16 protein-coding genes and 1 other RNA gene are annotated in these 15,958 nt (G+C 73.0%); 7 read left to right on the top strand and 10 right to left on the bottom strand.

What is annotated here, in order from left to right; translation table 11 throughout:
- Positions 1 to 316: 316 nt before the first annotated feature.
- From rnpB to AB0D59_RS35390, 4 genes are all read right to left on the bottom strand, one after another.
- Positions 317 to 718: RNase P RNA component class A (rnpB, locus tag AB0D59_RS35405), an RNA gene on the bottom strand.
- Between the two features lie 18 nt (positions 719 to 736).
- Positions 737 to 1,699: a DMT family transporter gene (locus AB0D59_RS35400; RefSeq protein ID WP_362574492.1), complete on the bottom strand. Its 963-nt coding sequence runs from the start codon at positions 1,697 to 1,699 to the stop codon at positions 737 to 739.
- Positions 1,700 to 1,715: 16 nt separating this feature from the next.
- The gene (locus AB0D59_RS35395) at positions 1,716 to 2,546 is read right to left on the bottom strand and encodes an AraC family transcriptional regulator (RefSeq protein WP_362574490.1); all 831 of its coding nucleotides are present in this window, start codon (positions 2,544 to 2,546) and stop codon (positions 1,716 to 1,718) included.
- Between the two features lie 50 nt (positions 2,547 to 2,596).
- On the bottom strand, positions 2,597 to 3,229 hold the full coding sequence (locus AB0D59_RS35390; RefSeq protein WP_362574488.1) for a TetR family transcriptional regulator: 633 nt from the start codon (positions 3,227 to 3,229) through the stop codon (positions 2,597 to 2,599).
- Between the two features lie 46 nt (positions 3,230 to 3,275).
- On the opposite strand from AB0D59_RS35390, the gene AB0D59_RS35385 reads away from it, so the two are divergent.
- The 3 genes from AB0D59_RS35385 to AB0D59_RS35375 are packed head-to-tail and all read left to right on the top strand — an operon-like array spanning position 3,276 to position 6,297.
- Entirely contained in the window at positions 3,276 to 4,835 is a 1,560-nt protein-coding gene (locus tag AB0D59_RS35385; RefSeq protein ID WP_362574486.1) for an FAD-dependent monooxygenase, read from the top strand.
- 53 nt (positions 4,836 to 4,888) lie between these two features.
- Positions 4,889 to 5,641, top strand: coding sequence for a MerR family transcriptional regulator (locus AB0D59_RS35380; RefSeq protein ID WP_362574484.1), 753 nt, complete (start codon positions 4,889 to 4,891; stop codon positions 5,639 to 5,641).
- Positions 5,638 to 6,297, top strand: coding sequence for a hypothetical protein (locus AB0D59_RS35375; protein ID WP_362574482.1), 660 nt, complete (start codon positions 5,638 to 5,640; stop codon positions 6,295 to 6,297). Before AB0D59_RS35380 ends, AB0D59_RS35375 begins: the two co-directional genes overlap by 4 nt.
- On the opposite strand, the gene AB0D59_RS35370 is transcribed toward AB0D59_RS35375, so the two are convergent.
- The gene (locus AB0D59_RS35370) at positions 6,188 to 7,624 is read right to left on the bottom strand and encodes an RNB domain-containing ribonuclease (RefSeq protein ID WP_362574481.1); all 1,437 of its coding nucleotides are present in this window, start codon (positions 7,622 to 7,624) and stop codon (positions 6,188 to 6,190) included. The two genes, AB0D59_RS35375 and AB0D59_RS35370, sit on opposite strands and share 110 nt — an antisense overlap.
- Before the next feature lie 124 nt (positions 7,625 to 7,748).
- Between AB0D59_RS35370 and yaaA the strand changes: the two genes are divergently transcribed.
- Together yaaA and AB0D59_RS35360 are read left to right on the top strand one after the other, a co-directional pair.
- Positions 7,749 to 8,531: a peroxide stress protein YaaA gene (gene yaaA, locus AB0D59_RS35365; protein ID WP_362574479.1), complete on the top strand. Its 783-nt coding sequence runs from the start codon at positions 7,749 to 7,751 to the stop codon at positions 8,529 to 8,531.
- A 119-nt stretch (positions 8,532 to 8,650) separates the two neighbouring features.
- Entirely contained in the window at positions 8,651 to 9,298 is a 648-nt protein-coding gene (locus tag AB0D59_RS35360; protein WP_362574477.1) for a bifunctional 4-hydroxy-2-oxoglutarate aldolase/2-dehydro-3-deoxy-phosphogluconate aldolase, read from the top strand.
- Here AB0D59_RS35360 and AB0D59_RS35355 read toward each other — a convergent pair.
- Genes AB0D59_RS35355 through AB0D59_RS35345 form a run of 3 tightly spaced genes read right to left on the bottom strand, consistent with a single transcriptional unit; the run spans position 9,270 to position 12,158 of the window.
- Positions 9,270 to 10,559: a bifunctional RNase H/acid phosphatase gene (locus AB0D59_RS35355; RefSeq protein ID WP_362574476.1), complete on the bottom strand. Its 1,290-nt coding sequence runs from the start codon at positions 10,557 to 10,559 to the stop codon at positions 9,270 to 9,272. The two genes, AB0D59_RS35360 and AB0D59_RS35355, sit on opposite strands and share 29 nt — an antisense overlap.
- Positions 10,560 to 10,578: 19 nt before the next feature.
- Positions 10,579 to 11,322 carry a C4-type zinc ribbon domain-containing protein gene (locus AB0D59_RS35350; protein WP_351692877.1) on the bottom strand — a complete coding sequence of 248 codons (744 nt, stop codon included), beginning with the start codon at positions 11,320 to 11,322 and terminating at the stop codon, positions 10,579 to 10,581.
- Positions 11,319 to 12,158: a Nif3-like dinuclear metal center hexameric protein gene (locus tag AB0D59_RS35345; RefSeq protein WP_362574474.1), complete on the bottom strand. Its 840-nt coding sequence runs from the start codon at positions 12,156 to 12,158 to the stop codon at positions 11,319 to 11,321. Before AB0D59_RS35345 ends, AB0D59_RS35350 begins: the two co-directional genes overlap by 4 nt.
- A 187-nt stretch (positions 12,159 to 12,345) precedes the next feature.
- On the opposite strand from AB0D59_RS35345, the gene AB0D59_RS35340 reads away from it, so the two are divergent.
- Both AB0D59_RS35340 and AB0D59_RS35335 read left to right on the top strand, forming a co-directional pair.
- Entirely contained in the window at positions 12,346 to 13,551 is a 1,206-nt protein-coding gene (locus AB0D59_RS35340; protein WP_362574472.1) for a hypothetical protein, read from the top strand.
- Between the two features lie 117 nt (positions 13,552 to 13,668).
- Positions 13,669 to 13,821 carry a hypothetical protein gene (locus AB0D59_RS35335; protein ID WP_351692390.1) on the top strand — a complete coding sequence of 51 codons (153 nt, stop codon included), beginning with the start codon at positions 13,669 to 13,671 and terminating at the stop codon, positions 13,819 to 13,821.
- Positions 13,822 to 13,878: 57 nt separating this feature from the next.
- Here AB0D59_RS35335 and AB0D59_RS35330 read toward each other — a convergent pair whose 3' ends face one another.
- Together AB0D59_RS35330 and AB0D59_RS35325 are read right to left on the bottom strand one after the other, a co-directional pair.
- Positions 13,879 to 14,823: a 3-oxoacyl-ACP reductase gene (locus tag AB0D59_RS35330; RefSeq protein ID WP_362574470.1), complete on the bottom strand. Its 945-nt coding sequence runs from the start codon at positions 14,821 to 14,823 to the stop codon at positions 13,879 to 13,881.
- A gap of 11 nt (positions 14,824 to 14,834) precedes the next feature.
- Positions 14,835 to 15,911 (bottom strand): Zn-dependent alcohol dehydrogenase, encoded by a 1,077-nt coding sequence (locus AB0D59_RS35325; RefSeq protein ID WP_362574468.1) that lies wholly within the window; start codon positions 15,909 to 15,911, stop codon positions 14,835 to 14,837.
- Positions 15,912 to 15,958: the final 47 nt, after the last annotated feature.

Here is a 15,958-nt window from a genome sequence, read left to right as displayed (position 1 = left end):
GAATCCGTGCCTGCGCGCGTATCCGCCGCCCTTCACGAACCGCCCATCACCGCCGACTTGAGGCACCGGGCACATACCGGCAGCTTCAGGCCAACCGCGAGAACGACGGAGCCCTGTGCTCCGACGGCTGTCGCGAATGCCCAGCCCAGAGGCCTCGCGCGCCCCTCCGTTCCAGGGACTTTTCAGGGACTTTCAGCTCTGTCCGAGGGACTTCCGAGGGACGTTTCGCCGCCTAATGCGGTAAGCCCCCGAAAGACCGGAAAGGGCCTCCGACGCAGGTCAGAGGCCCTTTCCTAGGAAAAGCCGCAGGTGGCGGCAGACGAGTCGGGCTGTACGCCGGGTTCTGTGCCCCGGTCCCTCGCGGGTGCCGGGGTGACGGCCATCCATCTAGGGCCGGTGTTGCCACCGGCCTCGTGCGGTCTACCCGGGGGCTCGGGCGGGCAGCCCTCGAACGTCCCCGCAGAAGCACCGGGGTGCTTCCTTTTGACCTTGCTCCGGGTGGGGTTTACCTAGCTGCCCAGGTCACCCTGGGCACTGGTGGTCTCTTACACCACCGTTTCACCCTTACCCAGCGCCTGAGCGCTGGGCGGTTTGCTTTCTGTGGCACTGTCCCGCGAGTCGCCTCGGGTGGCCGTTAGCCACCACCCTGCCCTGTGGAGCCCGGACGTTCCTCGGGAAGCCCCCTGAGGGGACTCCACGCGGCCGTCCGCCCGGCTCGTCTGCCGTGTCGACCATGTTACCGGGCGCCGGCCTCGTCTCGTTCCGGCCGGGGGTCCGCCCCGCGGCGGAGCCACTGACGGGCGGGGCGCACCGGCACCGGGTCCGGGTCCGCCGACCCCTTCGGTGCCGAGGCCATCGTCGCCAGTACCGACCCCGCCAGGATCAGCGCGAAGGAGACCCCGATCGTCGCGGTGAAGCGCTCGTCCAGGAACAACGCGCCCGCCGCCACCGCCACCGCCGGGTTGACGTACGTGATCACCGTGGAGCGGGTCGGGCCTATCTCCTTGATGAGCTCCAGGAAGGCGACGAAGGCCACCGCGGTGCACAGGACGCCCAGGGCGAGGAGGGAGAGGAGGGCCCCGGAGGAGGGCATCGAGGCGGGCCAGGTCGCGGCCGCCGCGGGGGCGTAGACGATCGTCGCCAGGGTCAGGCAGGGGGCTATGAGCTGCAGTGTCGGGACGTCCTTCAGGCGGCGGGCCGCTATCAGGGGCGCCGTCGCGTAGCCGATGACCGTGAGCAGGACCTCGCCCAGGGAGCGGGCGTCGCCGCCGGTGAGGTGGGGGACGGTCAGGACGCCCACGCCGGCCAGGCCGATCAGGAGGCCCGCGATCCGGCGTGTGCCCAGGTGTTCCGTGTCGCCGAAGTAGCGAGCCGCGACCACGCCCACGATCGGCACGCCCGCGATCAGCAGGCCCGCCGTCGAGCTGGACAGGTGGCGTTCCGCGTCCGTGAGCGTGAACCACGGGCCCATGATCTCTATGCACGCGAAGGCCAGCATCGGGCGCCAGTGGGTGCGGATCGTCAGCCACAGGCCTCCCTGGCGGATCGCCAGGGGGAGAAGGAGCAGGGCGCCCACCGCACAACGCGCGAACACCACCATCGACGGGGACACCTCGTCCACCGCCACCTTGATCATCAGATAGGGGATACCCCAGATCACTCCCATGAGGGAGAAGAGGAGCCAGCCTCGTGCAGTCATGCGCACAGCATCGGTGTCAGGAGCGTCCCGCGTCTTGAACGCTGTTGCGGTAGGCGGCGGGGGTCACGCCCAGCACCCGGCGGAACCAGCGGGTCAGGTGGGCCTGGTCGGCGAAGCCCACCAGGGCGGCGGCCTCGGCCGGGCGTAGGCCCGCCTCCAGCAGACCGCGGGCCCGGGTCACCCGGTACTGGGCCAGCCAGGCGTACGGCGGGACGCCCATCGTCGTACGGAAGGCCCTGAGCAGCTGGTAGCGGGAGAGGCCCAGGTCGGCCGCCAGGTCGGCGAGTGAGGGTGGGGCGGTGAGTTCGTCGGCGAGTCTGTCCCGGACGAGGAGGGATATGTGCTGCGACCCGGGGACGTGGTCCGTTGCCGGGCGGGCCGTGGAGTGGCGGCGGGACAGGGCCGTCAGGAGCCAGGGGAGGCGGGATTCCGCTTCCAGCGGGTCGGGGCAGATGGCCAGGTCGGTGTGGGCCTGGCGGAAGGCCGCGGCCAGTTCCGGGTCGTCCAGCACCGGGTCGCGGAAGTGCGGTGTGCCGTCGGTCAGGGTGCCCTCGGCGAGGAGGGACGGGCCGGCGTACAGGGCGCGGTAGGCGTAGCCGTCGGTGGCCGTGGCCGGACCGCCGGTGTGCATCTCACCGGGCGCCAGGACGACGATCGAACCGGGGCCGGTGCGGATGTGGCCGCCCCGGTAGTCGATGATCTCGGAGCCGCCCACGCACACCCCGATCGTGAACTCGGCGTGTGCGTGCGGGGCGTAGATGTGGCGTTCGAAATGCGCCGTCAGCAGGTCGAGCGGCGGCCCGCAGCGGCCCAGCCGAGCCCTCGTCCACCGTGCTTGTTCTGCCACCTTCGCCACCCCCATGTGCGCCCCCTGCGCGCGTCAATGGTGCAACGCCCTCAGGTACCGGTTCCATCCCCCATCCGTTCCAGCGCGTCGAACGCCGCCCCCATCCGCACCCGGTGGTCCTCGGCGATCTCCGGGAACGGCTCGCCCGCGAGCTGGCGCCGCACGGAGGCGACGCACACCGCGCGGTACGCGGCGACGGTCACGGCCGCCAGCAGCTCCGGGTCGGCCTGCCCGGCCTCGGCGAGCGCTCCGGCCAGGGCCCGTTCCACCTCCTCGGCCCCCTCGCGGGCACGCGCCAGCAGGGCCGGCGAGGCGGCCACGACCGGCCAGAAGCCCTCGAAGCCCTCCCCCAGCCCGCCCAGCGGGTGCCCCGCGTCGATGAACCGGAAGGCCAGGTGGCGCAGCGCCGTGAGCGGGGGCTCGCCGGGGGCGCGGTCCCGTACCGCCCCGGAGAAGGCCCGGACGGCCTCCGGGATGCGGTCGAGGAACAGGTCCTCCTTGCGCGGGAAGTAGTTGAAGACGGTCATCGCCGAGACGCCCGCCGCCCGCGCGACCTCGGCGACGGTCACCCGGTCGAAGCCGTGTTCCCGGAACATCACCGTCGCGACGTTCGAGATCCGCTGCCGCGTCTCCCGCTTCTTGCGCTCCCGCAGGGACTCCCCTGGCCTGTTCTCATCGATCACAAGAAAACTATAGCCGCTCGAAACTTTTAGTGACTACAGTAAAGTCATGACGACGACGACAACAGAACGCAAGAACGGCGACGACTTCGACGTGGTGGTGGCCGGCGGCGGGCCCGTCGGGCTCTTTCTCGCCGGTGAGCTGCGGCTCGGCGGGGCGAGTGTGCTGGTCGTGGAGCGGCTGGCCGAGGTGGACGTGACCATCAAGGCCGGCGGCATCAACACGGCCGGCGCGGTGGCCCTCTACCGGCGGGGCATGCTGCCCGAGCTCGCGGAAGCCTGGGAGCGGAACCGGTGGCGGTTGCAGGCCTTCCTCGGGGAGCGCGGTGCGGACGCGTCCCGCACTCCCCCGAAGTTCGCCGGGCACTTCGCCGGGATCATGATGCGCGGTGACCTGTTCGACGGCTCCGACCCGGCGTTCGCCGACATCGGCCCCGCTGACCGGGTCGGCCTCGGTGTCCCGCAGGCCGACCTGGAGCGGATCCTGGCCGCCCGCGCCGAGCGGCTCGGCGTCGAGGTCCGCCGGGGCGTGGAGCTGACCGGCTTCGACGCCGATGGCGGCGGCGTGGTCGTACACCTCGGCAGCGAGGACGTCCGGGCCGGATGGCTGGTCGGGTGCGACGGCGGGCGCAGCACCGTCCGCAAGCTCGCCGGGTTCGACTTCCCCGGTACCGAACCGGAGATCACCGGCTATCAGGCGGTCGTCGAGATGAGCGGGAGCGAGCGGCTGGGGAAGGGGTGGAACACCACCGACGTCGGGACGTACGTCAACGGTCCCTTCCCCGGCCGGATCCTCACCGTCGAGTTCGAGGGGCCGCCCGCCGACCGCTCCGCGCCGATCACCGCCGAGGAGCTCCAGGCCGCCCTGCGCCGGGTGTCGGGGGTGCCCGAGGTGACCATCCACGAGGTGCACTCGTCGACCCGGTTCACCGACAACGCCCGGCAGGCGAGCACCTACCGAAAGGGCCGGGTGCTGCTCGCCGGGGACGCGGCGCATGTGCACTCGCCGTTCGGCGGGCAGGGGCTCAACCTCGGCCTCGGCGACGCCATGAACCTAGGCTGGAAGCTCGCCGCCGTCGCACGCGGCCGGGCCCCCGAGGCCCTCCTGGACAGCTACACCGGCGAACGGCATCCGGTCGGTGCCTGGGTGCTGGACTGGACCCGCGCCCAGATCGCCGTGATGCGGCCCGACCGGCACGCCCGCGCCCTGCGCCGGGTGGTCACCGATCTCGCGCTGACGCGGGACGGGACGACGTACCTCGTCAAGCAGATCTCCGGTGTCTGGCAGCGGTACGACCTGCCCGGCGAGCACCCGCTGACCGGGCGGAGCGCCCCTGACCTGGAGTTCTCCGACGGCACCCGGCTGGGCGACCGGCTGCATGGCGGCCGGGCGGTGCTGTTCGACCTCGCGGACGACCCGAAGCTGCGCGCCCGGGCGGAGGGGTACGGCGACCGGGTGGACGTCGTCGGTGCGGTCTGCCCGGGGCGGCCGGAGCTGACCGGCCTCCTCGTCCGGCCCGACGGGTTCGTGGCCTGGGCCGCGGACGGGGACGACGACCGGGGCGACGACCTCGACGACGCTCTGATCCGCTGGTTCGTCACCGCCTGAGCCCGCGGCTGCTCGGTTGACCTTGCCGCGACGTCAACGTCTGTACTGGTGTCATGCGGATCGGAGAACTCGCCGCCACCGTCGGCGTCACCACGCGCACGGTGCGGCACTACCACCACCTGGGCCTGCTGCCCGAGCCCGAGCGCCTCTCCAACGGCTATCGGGACTACACCCTCCGGCACGCCGTGGTCCTCGCCCGGATCCGGCGGCTGACCGAGCTGGGCCTCGGGCTCGCCGAAGTGCGGGACGTACTCGCGGACGACGCCGGCAAGGACCTCGTCGAAGTGCTCACCGAACTCGACGAGGACCTCGCCCGGCAGGAGGCGGGGATCCGGGACCGGCGGCAGCGGCTGCGGGCCCTGCTGGACGCGGGTGAACTGCCCGCCGAGGGGCCCGTCTCGCCGGAACTGGCCGCGCTGTTCGCCGAGACGGCTCCGCGGCTGGCCGGATCCCCGATGGCCGCCCGGGACCGTGAGGTGTTCGCCCTGATGGACACGGTGGCCGACCCGGCGGCACGGGACCGGCTGATGTCCCTCGCCGGTGCCATCGCCGGGTCGCCGCAGGCGACGGCCCGGGTCCACGAGGCCTACGCCCTGCTCGACGCGCTCGCCGACGCGGACCTCGGCGACCCACGGGTGGCCGAGGCCGCCCGGGTCCTCGCGGACTGCATCCCGCGCGAGGTCTTCCCCGAAGGCGCCGTGGACCACGAGGACAGCTTCCTGCGCGCCCTCTACGCCGACCTCGCCCCCGCGCAGGCCGCCGCGATCCGCCGGGCGCTGGACATCATCGACGGAGAACGACCGTGAAGGCCGTGTACGCCGTGCTCCGGCACGAGCTGAGGCTGCTGGCGAGTCTGGTGCTGTGGGCCGCCCGGCGCACGAGGGGCTCCGGAGAGCACTTCGGGTACGCCCGGGGCCAGGGCGCCGTGATGTTCGGGCTCGCGTTCGTGTGCGTGATCGAGACGGTCGCCCTGTCGGTGCTGCTGCGCGACTGGCCGGCCGTGCACCGGATCATGCTGGTCCTGGACGTCTACACGGTCCTCTTCGTCGTCGGCCTGCACGCGGCCTCCGTGGTCCACCCGCACCTGCTGACCCCGGACGCCCTGCACGTCCGCAACGGTGTCCGGCTCGACCTGCGCATCCCGCTGGACGCGATCAAGTCCGTACGGCACGAGACGCGTTACCAGCACGACCGGAACGCCGAGGCCCAACTCGACGTGCCCATCGGCTCCCAGACCTCGGTGACCCTCGAACTGGCCGCGCCCCTCGCCCACTTCACCCTGCTGGGCCGCCGCCGCGAGGTGAGCGTCGTGCGGTTCCACGCCGACGACGCCACCGGACTCGTACGACGGCTCACGCGGGCGCGAACCGCACCTTCGCCGTCCCCGGATCGGCCTGGGTCAGCCGCACCGGCAACCGCTCGCCCAGCGGAAGAGGCGCGCCGCCCTCGATTCGGCCTATGACGGCGGGCTGCTGCAACAGCACCTTCCCCACGGTCGGCTGACGCGGCTCGACCTCCACCACGCACCCGTCGAAGACCTCCCCGACCCGGTCCTTGAGCAGGGCCGCCTCGACGATGTCGACGCACTCCCGCTCCACCGTGCCCGCCCGCCGCGAGCCCTCGGCCATCTCCTTGGGGAGCAGGTCCAGCGCCATCAGCACCCAGTCGGGCGGGGCCTCACCGGCGGCCGCTGCCAGGCACAGCTCGGAGGCGTAGCGGTCGGCGAGGCGGCGCAGCGGCGCGGTGCAGTGCGCGTAGGGGGCGGCCACGGCCGCGTGGGTGGTGATCGCGGGCAGCACGCCGTCCCGGAAGACCGTGTAGCCGGCGCCGCGCAGCAGCGTGGTGCACTCCTGGAGGAAGGCCGCGTGGCGGGGGCGGCGCGGGTTCAGGGAGCGGATCAGCGCGGCGTACGAGACATGGTGCGGCCAGTCGATGTGCAGGGCGGTGGCGGTACGGCGCAGCCGTGCGACGGCGCCGTCGGGGGCGGTGGGCAGGGTGCGCAGGACGCCGGTGCCGTGGGCCAGCATCAGATCGGCCGCGGCCATGCCGGTGAGCAGGGAGATCTGGGCGTTCCAGGACTCGGCGGGCAGCGGGGCGCGGTAGCTCAGCCGGTAGGTGTGGTCGTCCTCGACGATCTCCTGCTCGGGCACGTTGAGCGAGATGCCGCCGCGCTCCACCTCCAGGCGTTCGCGTGCCTCGCCGATCTCCTTGAGCAGGGCGAGGGGTTCCTCGGCGGTCCCCTCGTCGATCTGCCCCTGCACGCCCGCGTAGTCCAGCTTGGCCCGGCTGCGGACCAGGGACCGGCGGACGTCGGCGGTCAGCGTCCGTCCCGCCTCGTCGAGGTCGATGGTCCACAGGACGGCCGGGCAGGTCTGGCCGGGGAGCAGGCTGGCCGCGCCCTCGCTGAGCAGGGCGGGGTGCAGCGGAACCCGCTCGTCCGGGAAGTAGAGCGTGTTCACGCGGTGGTGTGCCTCGGAGTCCAGCGCGCCGCCGGGTACGACGAAGGCGGCGACGTCGGCGATGGCGTACCGGACGCGGTAGCCGCCGCGGCGCCGGGAGAGGTGCATCGCCTGGTCGAGGTCCTGGGCGGTGGGCGGGTCGATCGTGAGGAAGGGGAGGTCGGTCGCGTCGTGGGCGGGCACGGCCGGGTACCTGGCGGCGCTCTCGGCCTCCAGGAGCACCTCGGTCAGGAAGCTCTCCTGGATGCCGAGGTCGGCCCGGAGCGCGGCGAGCGCGGCCCGGAGGGGAGCCTCGGGGGCACCCTTGACGCGTATGTGGCGGCTGGGCATACGACGAGCGTAGTCACATCGTGCCGGTCCGGCGCTCTACGCTGGCGCGGAGCGTCGGTGACGCGCTTGATGACGAACTTGATGTCGAGCTTGCTGGTGAGCTCGACGGTGATGAGGAGTACGTGTGCTGGTCCTGCTGCCGCCCTCGGAAGGCAAGGCGTCCTCGGGCCGTGGTGCCCCGCTGAAGCCTCAGGCGCTGTCCCTGCCGGGGCTCGCCGACGCCCGCGAGGCCGTGCTCGCCGAACTGGTCGACCTGTGCGCCGGTGACGAGGAGAAGGCGCGCGAGGTCCTCGGACTGAGCGAGGGGCTGCGCGCCGAGGTCGCCAAGAACACGGAGCTGCGGACGGCGGGCGCGCGGCCGGCCGGGGAGATATACACGGGGGTGCTGTACGACGCCCTCGGCCTGGCCTCCCTGGACACGGCGGCGAAGCGGCGGGCCGCTCGGTCGCTGCTGGTGTTCTCGGGGCTGTGGGGCGCGGTCCGGGTGACGGACCGGATCCCCTCCTACCGCTGCTCGATGGGGGTGAAGCTGCCCGGGCTCGGGGCGCTGGGGGCGCACTGGCGGAAGCCGATGGCCGAGGTGCTGCCGGAGGCGGCCGGGACGGGGCTGGTACTGGACCTGCGGTCGGCGGCGTACGCGGCGGCGTGGAAGCCGAAGGGGGAGGTGGCCTCGCGGACGGCGACCGTGCGGGTGCTGCACGCGCCGACGCGGAAGGTGGTGAGCCACTTCAACAAGGCGACCAAGGGGCGGATCGTACGGAGCCTGCTGACCGCCGGGATCGCGCCGAGCGGTCCGGGCGAGCTGGTGGAGGCGCTCGGGGACCTGGGGTACGAGGTGGAGGTGGCGGCGCCGGGGAAGGCGGGGCAGGCCTGGGCGCTGGATGTGTTGGTGGCGGAGGTGCACTAGGAGCCGGCCCGGGCAGCCCAGCCCATCCCCAGCCCAGCCCAGCCCAGCCCATTGCAGCCCAGCCCAGCCCATTGCAGTATGCGCAACGACCTTTGCGCGGTGCGCATCACCCCGGCAGGATGTCGGCCATGCCCACCTCCATGCTGGACCTCGCCCCCGTCGTCCCCGTCGTCGTGATCGAGGATGCCGGCGATGCCGTACCGCTCGCGCGGGCGCTGGTCGCCGGGGGGCTGCCCGCGATCGAGGTGACCCTGCGGACCCCGGCCGCGCTGGACGCGATCCGGGCGATCGCCGGTGCGGTGCCGGACGCGGTGGTCGGGGCGGGGACCGTGCTGACGCCGGGACAGGTCACGGAGTGCGTGGCGGCCGGGGCCCGGTTTCTCGTGAGCCCGGGGTGGACGGACGGGCTGCTGGGGGCGATGGCCGCGTCCGGGGTGCCGTACCTGCCGGGCGTGTCGACCGCCTCGGAGGTGGTGGCGCTGCTGGAACGCGGGGTGCGGGAGATGAAGTTCTTCCCGGCGCAGGCCGCCGGCGGCACGGCCTATCTGAAGTCCCTCGCGGGTCCCCTCCCGCAGGCCCGCTTCTGCCCGACCGGAGGGATCGGCGCGGACAACGCCCCGGAGTACCTCGCCCTGTCCAACGTCGGCTGCGTGGGCGGCACTTGGATGCTCCCGGCGGACGCCGTGGCCGCCCGGGACTGGGCCCGCGTCGAGTCGCTGGCGCGGGCCGCGGCGGGCCTCAGGGACGCAGGTGGGACGTGTCGTTGAAGAGCCGTACGCTCGCGTTGCCGTCCGCGTAGTAGGCCACCGCCGACAGCGAGGCCGCCGACAGTTCCATGCGGAACAGGGACTCCGCCGGGGCGCCGAGGGCGAGCCGCACGAACGTCTTGATCGGCGTGACGTGGGTGACCAGCAGGACCGTGCGGCCCGCGTAGGCCGCGACCAGCTTGTCCCGGGTGGCCGCGATGCGGGTCGCCGTCTCGGCGAAGCTCTCGCCGCCGCCGGTGGGGTGGGCCTCCGGGTCGGCGAGCCAGGCGTTCAGGTCGTCCGGGTAGCGCTCACGGACCTCGCCGAAGGTGAGGCCCTCCCAGGTGCCGAAGTCCGTCTCCTTGAGCCCCTCCTCGACGGTGACGTCCAGGCCGAGGCGCTCGGCGACCGCTCCGGCGGTCTGGCGGGTGCGGGTGAGCGGGGAGGCGAGGATCACCTCGATCGTGCCGCGCCGGGCGAGGGCGTCGGCGGCGCGCTGCGCCTGCTCCTGGCCGACGTCGGAGAGGGCGGGGTCGGTGCCGCCGCTGCCGGAGAAGCGTTTCTGGGGGGTGAGGGGGGTCTCGCCGTGGCGGAGGAGGACGAAGGTGGCGGGGGCACCGAGGTCGGGGGCCGAGCTCCAGCCGGGGCTCGCCACGGAGCGGGCGGCACGGGTGTCGGCGGTGGGCTTCTCGGTGGTCGTCACAGTGCCGGCCGGTGGGGGCTGGTCGCGCCCACGCGGCGGAGCCGCAAATGTCTCAGCCCCGCGCCCCTGACGGGGCGCTGACGATGCCGTCGGCGAATTCGCACCCGCCGAGCGCACGGCCCGCGCGTCGAGTTCGGCCGTCGACCGCGACGCCGACCACTGCTCGCCCCGCTTGCCCGCGTCCATCGCCTCGTTCGCCAGGCGGTCGGCGTGCTTGTTCTCGGCTCTCGGGATCCACTCGTAGGTCACCCGGTCCGCCGGGAACACCCGGGCCGCCTCTGTCGCCAGGGGCTTCATGTCGGGGTGTTTGATCTTCCAGCGGCCCGTCATCTGCTCGACGACCAGCTTGGAGTCCATGCGGACGTGGACGACGGCGGCCGGATCGAGGTCGTGCGCCGCGCGCAGGCCCGCGAGGAGGCCGCGGTACTCGGCGACGTTGTTGGTGACGACGCCGAGGTACTCGGCCACCTCCGCCAGCGTCTCGCCGGTCGCCGCGTCGATGACCACCGCGCCGTAGCCGGCCGGTCCCGGGTTGCCCCGGGAGCCGCCGTCCGCCTCGACGATGAACTCCCTTGCCACGTACGCCCCTTAAGTGTTCCTACAGACCCGACTCGGACGTGCGCACCAGGATGCGGCGGCAGTTCTCGCAGCGCACCACCGTGTCGGGCGCGGCCGAGCGGATCTCGTTCAGCTCGGTGATGGCGAGCTCCTGACGGCAGCCCTGGCAGCTGCGCGCGTACAGCTTGGCCGCGCCGATGCCGCCCTGCTGCTCGCGCAGCTTGTCGTAGAGCTTCAGCAGGTCCGCCGGGACCGTGCCCGCGATGACCTCGCGCTCCTTGGTGACCGTGGCCGCCTCGGCCTCGAGCTCTCCGGACGCGGCGTTGCGGCGGGCGGTGGCCTCGTCGATCCGGCCCTGGACGGCGCCGGTCCGCTCGGTCAGTTCGGCGACCCGCTCCTGGGCGGACTCGCGGCGCTCCATGACCTCCAGGACGACGTCCTCCAGGTCGCCCTGGCGCTTGGCGAGGGAGACGATCTCCTTCTGGAGGTTCTCCAGGTCCTTGGGGGAGGTGACCGCGCCGGAGTCCAGGCGCTGCTGGTCGCGGGCGGCGCGCTGGCGGACCTGGTCCACGTCCTGCTCGGCCTTGGTCTGCTCGCGGGCGGTGTCGCTCTCCTCGGTCTGCGCGGCCACGAGCAGGTCGCGCAGCTGGGTGAGGTCCTTCGTCAGCGAGTCGATCTCGGCGTGTTCGGGCAGCGACTTCCGCTTGTGCGCCAGCTGCTGGAGGCGGACGTCCAGGGCCTGGACGTCGAGGAGTCGGATCTGGTCGGCGGGCGCGGCGTTCAGTTGGGGGCTCCAAGGGAGGGGGAGTGGCTGGTCCAGGGGTCGGTGACCGTCTTGGAGACGTGCACGCGGAGGTCCCAGCCGTGGCGGTCGGAGATTTCGTCGAGCTGGGTTGCGGCCAGCTCGCACCAGGGCCATTCGGTGGCCCAGTGCGCCGCGTCGAGCAGCGCGAGGGGACTGTGGGCTACGGCCTCGGAGGCCGGGTGGTGCCGCAGGTCCGCCGTGAGGAAGGCGTCCACCCCGGCGGCGCGTACGACGTCGAAGAGGCTGTCGCCGCTGCCGCCGCTGACGGCGATCGTACGGACGAGGGCTTCGGGGTCGCCGGCGACGCGGATGCCCTGCGCGGTGGCGGGCAGCCGGGCGGCGGCCCGTTCGGCGAGGTCGCGGACGGTCACCGGGTGGTCCAGCTCGCAGACCCGGCCCAGGCCCCGGCGGCCCTCCGGGTCCGTCGGGTCCGGGACGAGGGGTCGTACGACGCGCAGGTCGAGGGCTCCCGCGAGCGCGTCGGAGACGCCGGGGTCGGCGGTGTCGGCGTTGGTGTGGGCGACGTGCAGCGCGATGTCGTTCTTGATGAGGGTGTGGACCACCCGGCCCTTGAAGTGGCTCGCCGCGACCGTCGTCGTACCGCGCAGGTAGAGGGGGTGGTGGGTGACCAGCAGGTCGGCGCCCAGCTTCACCGCCTCGTCGACGATGTCCCGCACCGGGTCGACGGCGAAGAGGACCCGGGTGACCTCCTGCTCGGGGTCGCCCACGACGGTGCCGACCGCGTCCCAGGACTCGGCCCGCTCGGCGGGCCACAGGTTCTCCAGCGCGGTGATGACTTCTGACAGACGGGGCACGGGGAAAGGCTACCTGCCTGTTCCCCGGGGCCGTACCTGCTCGTCCACGGGAGGCAACGCCCAGCACACCCGTCCCCGTTTCCTCAGGCGAATCGTCGAGTGTGCACCCGTATGTGTGAAGCCGTCGGCCGCCTCTCCCACGTCTGTGCGTGCGAAAACTAGCTTCGTTGCCGGAGGTGACCGAGCGATGACGGCCTGTGCGATCGAACCCTCGGCTGCGGACGAGGACGACAGCGCGCCGAGAGCGGGCTGCACCATCACGGCGGACGGGGCGTACGCGGCCCGGCTGACCCAGCAGGAAGGTTCCTGGTACCCGGAACGGTGGACGCTGGACGGCCCCGAGCCGTACGCCGTGCCACTGCCCGGCAACCAGCCCGAGGAGCCGGGCACCGAGGTGCAGCCGATGGGCGACGGGCGGGTGCTCATCCACCGGCTGGTGGAGGGTCGGCACCACTTCGCCCTGCTCTATCCGACCGGGCCCGGCACCGGTGAGCTGCCGCTGGGCGCGGTGGAGTGCCCGGACGCGGGCACCTCGCTGCGGCTGCTGCCGCCCGCGCCGGGCGGCGGTGACGCCTGCGCGCTCGCCGTCGGGCCGCGCTCCTCGGTGGTGTGGCTGGTGGCGGGCGGGGCCTTCGGGCCGGAGATGCTCGCGGTGGTTCCGGGGCGCTGTTCGGGCGGGGTCTGGCTGGACCGGGGCGGGCGGATGCTGGCCCTGGACCGGGAGCTGGGCGGGCGGACCAAGGCGGTGGTGGTCGACCTGGAGCGGGGCGGCGAGGTGTCGCCGCTGTTGCAGATCGCGGCGGACAGCGACGACCGGCTGCTGGTCGCCGACCCGGACAGCGGGCTGATCCTGGTCGCCTCGGACGCGCCCTCCCCCGGGCGGGAACGACTGGGCTGGGGCGTCCTCGGCAGCACGCTGCCGGTGCGCTTCCCGGAGAGCCTGCGGCTGGCGGAGTGCACGGTGACGCCGTTCGCGATCCAGCCGGGGCTGGTCCTGACGCCGGAGAGCTGCGGGGTGGCGCTGCGCATCGACGGGCCGGTCGGCAGCTGGGTCGGTGCCTGGCGGCCGAGGGCCCGCGGGGTGTGCCATCTCCCGGCGCCGGACGGGTGGTTGGCCGGCACCGGGTTGTGGACGCAGGGCGGGGTGCTGCGGCTGCCGTACGCCACGGGGGAGGTCCCGTGCGGCGTGGCGGAGGTCGCGGTGCCCTGGGGGGAGACGGGGGAGCACGGGGGGCCGGGGGACGCGGGCCCGGGGGATCCGGTTCTGGACGGCACGGCTGCCGGGGCGTCGGGTATGCCCTGGGAGCCGGCGGAACCGGATCCTCCGGAGCCTGTCGTGGCCCGGCCGGTGCCCCTGCAACAGGCTCCGCTGGGACGGCTCGTAACGAAGTAGAGAAGGCTTGTAACGAAGTAGCACCGGTCGGCGTGCCTGCCTGGATTCGCCCTGCGGTGGGTTGGTTAAACTCGCCGCGCTGTAAGAAAGATCATGTTGACGGGGTGAATTCTTCCGATGAGCGACACCAGCACGTCTCAGCACCTGTCCGCCGACCTGCACGAGTCCGACAGCCACGGCAAGCACCGTGGTCCGGTCTCGGCCCAGGACGGCGAATCGGCCCCGAGCGGCCGGCACCGCAAGCCGGAGCCGGCCGAGACCGCGGCCTGACGGTACGTACGACAGCGGCTCCGCCCTTGTGGGGTGGGGCCGCTGTCGTCTGTGGTCCTACTGCCGCTTCAGCCCCAGCACCTCCGCCGCCGCGAAGGTCTCCCCCGGCGGCCGGTCGGCGTAGTGCGGGGTGAGCAGGGCGTCGAGTTCGTCGTAGCTGAAGGTGTCCTGCTTGCTGTCGAACCTGGCCTGGACCCGCGGCCGTTCGACGATCGCGACCATGCCGCCGTGAACGACCAGCAGCTGGCCGTTGATCCGTTCGGCGGCCGGGGATGCCAGATAGCCGACGAGCGGGGCGACGTGTTCGGGGGCGAGCGGGTCGAGGCCCTCGGCGGGCCGCTCGAACCCGGCGAAGACGTCCTCGGTCATCCGGGTGCGGGCGCGCGGGCAGATCACGTTGGCGGTCACCCCGTACTTGGCGAGGGCGAGGGCGGTGGAGGTGGTCAGGCCGACGATGCCGCCTTTCGCGGCCGCGTAGTTGGGCTGGCCCGCGGAACCGGCGAGGAAGGCCTCGGAGGAGGTGTTGACGATCCGGCCGTACACCTTGGCGCCGCCGGCCGCCTTGGACCGCTCCCGCCAGTGCGCGGCCGCGAAGCGGGTGGTGTTGAAGTGGCCCTTGAGGTGGACCCGGATCACCGAGTCCCACTCGTCCTCGGTCATGGAGAAGACCATGCGGTCGCGCAGGATGCCGGCGTTGTTGACGAGGATGTCCAGCTTGCCGTGATGGGTTGTCGCCAGGGTGAGAAGGTCTCGCGCCTGTGCGAAGTCGGCGATGTCTCCGGTGTGGGCGACGGCCCGGCCGCCCGCGGCGCGGATCTCCTCGGCGACCTGCTCGGCGGGACCCGCGGAGGCCGTCCCCGAGCCGTCCCGGCCCGGCCGGCCGAAGTCGTTGACGACGACGGCCGCGCCCAGCCGGGCCAGTTCGAGCGCCTCGGCCCGGCCGAGCCCCCGGCCCGCGCCGGTGACGATCGCGCTGAGCCCTTCGAGTGGCCTTTCCGGCATACGGCGGCCCCTCAGATCTCAATGCAGGTGCGCAGGGCGGTGCCGGTGCGCATCTGGTCCAGGGCCTCGTTGATCTCCGCCAGCGGCACCCGGTGGGTGATCAGGCCCGCCAGGTCGACGCGGCCGGCCCGCCACAGGGCGATGGTGCGCTCGTAGGAGCCGACCACGTCCCCGCCGCCGTACATCGACGGCAGGATCCGCTTCTCGTCGAAGAACAGCTCGAACATGTTGAGCTGGAGGAAGTCGTCCATGGCGCCGGCGCCGACGACCACGAGGGTGCCGCCGCGCCGGGTGTTCTCATACGCCGTGCGGGCGGTGGCGGACCTGCCGACGACCTCGAAGACGTAGTCGAAGCCCTCGCCGCCGGTGACCTCCTGCTTGGCGCCGGGCAGTTCGTCGGGCGAGACCGCCTTCGTCGCCCCGAACCCGATCGCGGCCTCACGCCGGGACGCGACCGGGTCGACGGCGACGATCTCGGCCGCCCCCTTGAGCCGCGCCCCCTGGATCGCCGAGATCCCGACCCCTCCGCACCCGATCACGGCGACCGACGAACCGGCCTGCACATCGGCCGTGTTGAGGGCCGCGCCGAGCCCGGTGGTCACCCCGCAGCCGATCAGCGCGGCGATGTCGAAGGGCACGTCGTCCGGGATCGGCACCGCGCACCCGGCGTCGACCACGACCTCCTCGGCGAAGGTGCCGGTGCCCGCGAAGCCGAAGACGTCACCGCCGGGGCGCCTGAAGTTGGGGGTGCCGGCGTTCACGAACCCGGCCAGGCACAGCTCGGTCTGCCCGCGCTTGCAGGCCGGACACGCCCCGCAGGCCGGCAGCCAGCAGACGACCACCCGGTCGCCCGGCTTCACCCGGGTGACGCCCTCCCCCACCTCCAGCACCTCGCCCGCGCCCTCGTGGCCCGGCACGAACGGGGCCGGCTGCGGCAGCACCCCGTTCATCGCCGACAGGTCCGAGTGGCACAGCCCGGTGGCGCGCACCCGTATCCGCACCCGGCCCGGGCCGAATCCGACCGCCTCGACGTCGTCGAGGACCTCAAGCTTCTCCTGGCCTATCTCCTGCAGTACGGCTGCGCGCATGGTGCGGCTCTCCCCTCGACTGCCTTCTGGACCAAGCTGGATCAAGC

Source organism: Streptomyces sp. NPDC048417, assembly GCF_040651615.1.
Lineage (GTDB): Bacteria > Actinomycetota > Actinomycetes > Streptomycetales > Streptomycetaceae > Streptomyces.
Note: the sequence above shows the minus strand (reverse complement) of the source record. Positions and strands in the feature narration are given on the sequence as shown.

Coding starts and splice junctions, on each gene's coding strand:
- AB0D59_RS35380 (WP_362574484.1), top strand. CDS start 4,889: ATGCGGATCGGAGAACTCGCCGCCACCGTCGGCGTCACCACGCGCACG.
- AB0D59_RS35385 (WP_362574486.1), top strand. CDS start 3,276: ATGACGACGACGACAACAGAACGCAAGAACGGCGACGACTTCGACGTG.
- AB0D59_RS35370 (WP_362574481.1), bottom strand. CDS start 7,624: ATGCCCAGCCGCCACATACGCGTCAAGGGTGCCCCCGAGGCTCCCCTC.
- AB0D59_RS35325 (WP_362574468.1), bottom strand. CDS start 15,911: ATGCGCGCAGCCGTACTGCAGGAGATAGGCCAGGAGAAGCTTGAGGTC.
- AB0D59_RS35400 (WP_362574492.1), bottom strand. CDS start 1,699: ATGACTGCACGAGGCTGGCTCCTCTTCTCCCTCATGGGAGTGATCTGG.
- AB0D59_RS35340 (WP_362574472.1), top strand. CDS start 12,346: ATGACGGCCTGTGCGATCGAACCCTCGGCTGCGGACGAGGACGACAGC.
- AB0D59_RS35335 (WP_351692390.1), top strand. CDS start 13,669: ATGAGCGACACCAGCACGTCTCAGCACCTGTCCGCCGACCTGCACGAG.
- AB0D59_RS35360 (WP_362574477.1), top strand. CDS start 8,651: ATGTCGGCCATGCCCACCTCCATGCTGGACCTCGCCCCCGTCGTCCCC.
- AB0D59_RS35330 (WP_362574470.1), bottom strand. CDS start 14,823: ATGCCGGAAAGGCCACTCGAAGGGCTCAGCGCGATCGTCACCGGCGCG.